At 35.0% G+C, this 4,970-nt stretch carries 3 protein-coding genes and 2 pseudogenes; all 5 read right to left on the bottom strand.

The features are described from left to right. Window positions 1–329: 329 nt before the first annotated feature. On the bottom strand, window positions 330–869 hold the full coding sequence (gene msrA / locus CBG25_RS09585; RefSeq protein WP_290606271.1) for a peptide-methionine (S)-S-oxide reductase MsrA: 540 nt from the start codon (window positions 867–869) through the stop codon (window positions 330–332). 257 nt (window positions 870–1,126) lie between these two features. Next, a pseudogene (locus CBG25_RS09580) lies at window positions 1,127–2,523 on the bottom strand (peptide MFS transporter). A 504-nt stretch (window positions 2,524–3,027) separates the two neighbouring features. Further along, window positions 3,028–3,972, bottom strand: a complete 945-nt coding sequence (locus tag CBG25_RS09575; RefSeq protein ID WP_290606270.1) for a Kdo(2)-lipid IV(A) acyltransferase — start codon at window positions 3,970–3,972, stop codon at window positions 3,028–3,030. Window positions 3,973–4,376: 404 nt separating this feature from the next. Continuing rightward, window positions 4,377–4,673, bottom strand: a complete 297-nt coding sequence (locus tag CBG25_RS09570; protein ID WP_290606269.1) for a LuxR C-terminal-related transcriptional regulator — start codon at window positions 4,671–4,673, stop codon at window positions 4,377–4,379. 85 nt (window positions 4,674–4,758) lie between these two features. Next, window positions 4,759–4,970 (bottom strand): annotated as a pseudogene (locus tag CBG25_RS09565) (hypothetical protein); the annotation flags it as partial.

Below are 4,970 nucleotides of genomic sequence, written 5' to 3'. Positions count from 1 at the left end.
ACTTGTCGATCGTCTGTTGGTGATACTGGTTTGCAAAGAGGTCATTCTTAATGGCGCTGCGTTTCTTCATGGTGGTTAGCTCAGTAGACCAGCTTCCGATAACTTTATCAGCAAAATCAAACTCGGCTTAGGTTTTTCGAGGTGCCCATAGTTGAATCGTGAAATTATCACTTAGAATATAAAAGATAATAATTAGTAGGCGATAGTGATTAAATAGCAGTTATTTTAATAAGCGTTTATACAAGATTAATAATTGCCGATATTAAAATAGCAGCAAAAATTCCCAATACCATGCTAATTATTTCTTTTGTCAAAAGTTCACTGTTTGTTTACGATGGTGAGCGGCAATTGTTAGCAAAAAGTGAGCGTAGCTTTTGTAATTTGGCAGGGATTATAGCTAAACAATAACTGTTCTGTTGACCTTCATTCTGCCAAAAATTTTGATGATATTTTTCTGCTGGATACCATTTTTTAAAAGGTTCTAAGGTTGTTACTATCGGTGCTGCATAGGTTTGTTGGGCATTGTTTATCGCTATTTCGGCGGCCTGTTTTTGTTGCGCAGAGGTGAAGAAAATAGCGGAACGATATTGGCTACCAATATCATTGCCTTGTCGGTTTAACTGAGTTGGATCATGGGTAGCTAAGTGGATAGCTAGCAACTCATTATAGTTTACTTGTTGTGGATCAAAAGCGATGCGAATAGCTTCTGCATGTCCTGTATTACCGGAGCAAACCTGTTCATAAGTGGGGTTTTCTACAGTTCCACCGGTATATCCGCTTTCTACCGATTTTACACCAATTACCTGTTTAAATATCGCTTCCGTACACCAAAAACATCCACCACTAATTACTGCATATTCAATAGTCATAGTGATTGCCTTGTAAGCTGGTAAATAGAGTTAGAATCAATTAATACGATTTATCAAAAAAGATGATAGTTATTTTTGTCATATCAAATGAGTCGTCTGAGCCTAGTTTATTACTGTAATATAGTTTTAGGTTGATAGCTATTCTAAGTGGCTAGCTTATAGTTTTGATGCTGAAAATAGTCAACATTTTGATTTTTATTCGTTATTAATAGCTCCCCTTAATTTTTTGATTGAGGGGAAGAAATTCATTATTTAGCCTAAATTGTTTGTTGATCGGCGTTTTGTAGCATTTTTCTTATAGGAATAATTAAGATTGCCAATACCGCAGCGCAAATTATTAGGGCAATAGAAACGTGGGAAAAGAGGGCCGGCATAGACTGTAACTGTTCTTTATTGATATTTTCGCCCATAATTCCTGCAACCAGATTACCTAACGCGCTAGCACAGAACCAAAGCCCCATGACTTGCCCACGCATTTTTTTAGGCGCCAGTAGTGTCATTGTTGCTAGTCCAATTGGACTTAAACATAATTCACCTAAGGTTAATAATAATATACTGCTGATTAACCAAATAGGTGAAACATTGACATTATGTATGATAACTATGTTTGCGGCTACCATCATAACGGCAAACCCAGCAGCAGCAAATAAGATACCTATGACAAATTTTGTGGTACTAGTCGGGTTTATATTGCGCTTGGCCATTGTTGGCCATAGCCAACTGAATAGCGGGGCAAGTGTGATGATGAAAAGCGCATTAATTGATTGAAACCAAATAGTTGGAATTTCGAAGCCATTATTAAGATGGCGATCAGTATAGTCACGAGCAAAAATATTAAATGAGGTCGGTTTTTGCTCAAAAGCTGACCAGAAAAATGTCGCTGAAATAAGTAGGATGAGGCAGACTAATAAGCGCATCCGCTCATTTTGATTTAATCCTGCCAGGAAAAACATATAAGTAAAATGGAGACTAACAAAGGCGGCAATGATATAAGCAAAACTTTTGGCCACAATGGTAGCATTAAATGGCACGATATTGGTCGCAATAAGTATCACGATAGCGGCTAATAATACCATTACAAATGTGATCCATTTACCAATGTTTTTACGCTTGACGGTTGGTTGTTCCCAACTAGCATCAATACCTGTTTCTTTACTGTAGCGACGCATTTGGGGGACGGCATAAAAACGGAAGATAAGTAGAGCAACCAGCATCCCAATTCCACCAAGGCCAAAGCCGATATGCCAACCATAACAGTAACACAGGTTTTAAATAAACCTGTTCCAAGTACAATAAATAATAATCCGATAAAAAATAGGCTATTACCCCAAATTGCAGAAAACGCGATGGAGAGATGGCCTAATGCAATAATTAGTGATCCATACCAAACTGCTTTACGCTGCCCAAGCCAGTTATCTGCTAACCATCCGCCAGGGAGTGAGGTAATATAAACTCCACCGGCAAAAATACCAACAATAGCTGATGCTTGCTCGATTGTTAATCCCATTCCTCCTTGCAATAAGGTTGCACTCATAAAGAGGATCAACAGTGGCCGCACGCCGTAAAATGAAAAACGTTCCCACATCTCAGTTAAGAAGAGAGAGCTCAGAGGATAGGGATGACCAAAGAAAGTTTTAGTTACTGTGCGTTGCATCTAAATATTCCCCATCAATACTCTACCAATGAAATTATAAAAGTAAAAAATATTAGCCTTAGGTTATAAAATATTATCTTTTTCAGTTAAAATATTGCTGTTAATCCAATATCGTGCAATATTATTTTCTGTTTAACTATTAGAAAACTATATTTACTTTTATTTAAACCATTTTTTATAAAAAAGTCGATAAAAATATTTTTTTTCCTATCTTAGATGGATTAAAAACAGAAAATATGGTTAATTTAATTTTTTAAATTTACTTATTGTGAAATTTAAAAATCATTTAAATCAATAAGATAAATGTTTATTTTCTGATTGTTATTATATTGTTTATAATAAATTTAATTTGAAGTAAAAAAAATGATAAAGCCATCATTTAATCACATGTTAAGGTGATATTTTAGCATTTAATCAATAGTTAATTTAATGATAGTGGATTAGCAAAAAATTGTCAGGATAAGCCTAGTGACTGGTCAGACAACACAGTCACTGATAGTTTTGTTAATCGTGTATGTTATCAAGCTCACCATAAAGCGATGACATATCTTTGGGTCTGGTTTTAAATCTACGATGTAGCCACATATATTGCTCGGGCGCTTGCATAATCTGTTTCTCAATCAATTTATTCATAAAAGCTGCAGTAGAAATTTGATCCTGCTGTGGCAAGTGGGTTATTGCCGGTTGGATAAGCAATTCATAACCTTTTGCGTTAGCTAACCGCCTAGGAGTAAAAGGTATTATGGCTGGATCGGCAAGTTTTGCCAGAATATGGGTACCGATAGTGGTAGCGGTATGCTTGACAGCGAAAAAAGGCACAAAAACACTTTTTCTTGGGCCATAATCGTGATCTGGCGCATACCACAAAATTTCTCCGTGCTTTAGGCTGCGTATCATGCCTTTTATATCTTTGCGATCAAGCATAAATTTATTAGAGCGCAACCGTCCTCGGGTTTGCAACCAATCCATTACTGGATTGTCGTTTGGGCGATAAACACCAATACCAGGATTTAATATACCAAAGATACGAGCGCCTAATTCGAGCGTTAGAAAATGAATTCCTACTACGATGATCCCTTGCCCTGTCTGCTGAATTTTTTCAATATTATTCTGCCCTTTAATCGTAAACCAGCGTTGTATTCGTTTATCAGACCAGAACCAGGCCATACCTGTCTCAAATAATCCCATACCTACCGATTCAAAATTTTTATCGATCATTTGCTGGCGTTGCTGCGCACTCATAGCAGGAAAGCAGAGTTCTAAATTACGCTCTGCAATCTGTAGGCGTTTTTTTAGAAAATATTTGACTAACCGTCCAAGGCGAGTTCCTAGCCAATAGATAACAGGATAAGGCAGTAAAACCAGTAAATAAAGGAGCCCAATACCTAACCATGTTAGCCAATATTGGGGATGTAAATATGAAATTTTAAAAGGAGTTACTTTTATCATCTGCGTTTTGTTTAGTCAGTATTGATATTAATATTATCTATTGTGACACCTTTTTAGCAAAGCTAAAACTATAATTGTATATTTAATTGCCATTCACTACTTAACATTGGTTTGCTTCAAGAGGGGGGTTACTATACGTTTTTCCGTTGATGAGGGTGATATTCTGTAATTTAATATGGTCTTTCTTTTTAGCAGTTGGTATAACTTATTAAAGATCATATATTGAAGTATTTTATCAATGATATCAGGTGTAAATGAAATAAAAGATAGTGAGCACGAGAATGATTGGTCGTACTCATTTTAAATAAATACAAAGTAAGAAAATTGATATAAATTAAGAATAAAATTAATTACATTATTTATAATATGATTAAGTTGTATTCTTCTTATAAATAGAAAATATTTTAATCATTTGAATATATATATTTAAAAATATTATAAACAAAAAAAAGTTCAATTCGGTTATTAACAAAAATTTTTTCAGTAATGTGTCTTTTATGGGAATATACAGTGCTATTACTAATTCCAAGTTTTCTGGCAATAACGTGATTAGGTACTGCATTCATCCAATTTTTGATAATCTTTTGCTCTTGATAACTAAAAATAGATGCATTGTCATTGGATAAATAAGTGATATTTTTCAATATGCTATTGGTTTCTATTAAACGTTCTAATACGTGATTTAATATTTTTTTAGACATAATAAAACATTGATTTTTTAGTAAGATGGGCCGATTCGTGAAGGGGTAAGGAGAATCAAGATAAATACACGAGTTTCGCACAAAACTAATTTGGGTACGCTAATAAAACACGGATGTGCTCAGCAATAGCATTTTTGATTACGTCCCAATTTTGTTGATAAAGGGTTATTTTTTCAGATATACGACGTTTATGTTGTTCAAACCACGCAGAAATAGCGAGAAAAATATGATTTCTTTGCGCTCGGCTCGTGCGAGCCTGACAGCGTTCAATACCACAATTTTGTTTAACTTCTCGAT

Origin of the sequence: Arsenophonus sp. ENCA (assembly GCF_002287155.1) — a bacterium.
Classification (GTDB): domain Bacteria; phylum Pseudomonadota; class Gammaproteobacteria; order Enterobacterales; family Enterobacteriaceae; genus Arsenophonus; species Arsenophonus nilaparvatae.
Note: the sequence above shows the minus strand (reverse complement) of the source record. Positions and strands in the feature narration are given on the sequence as shown.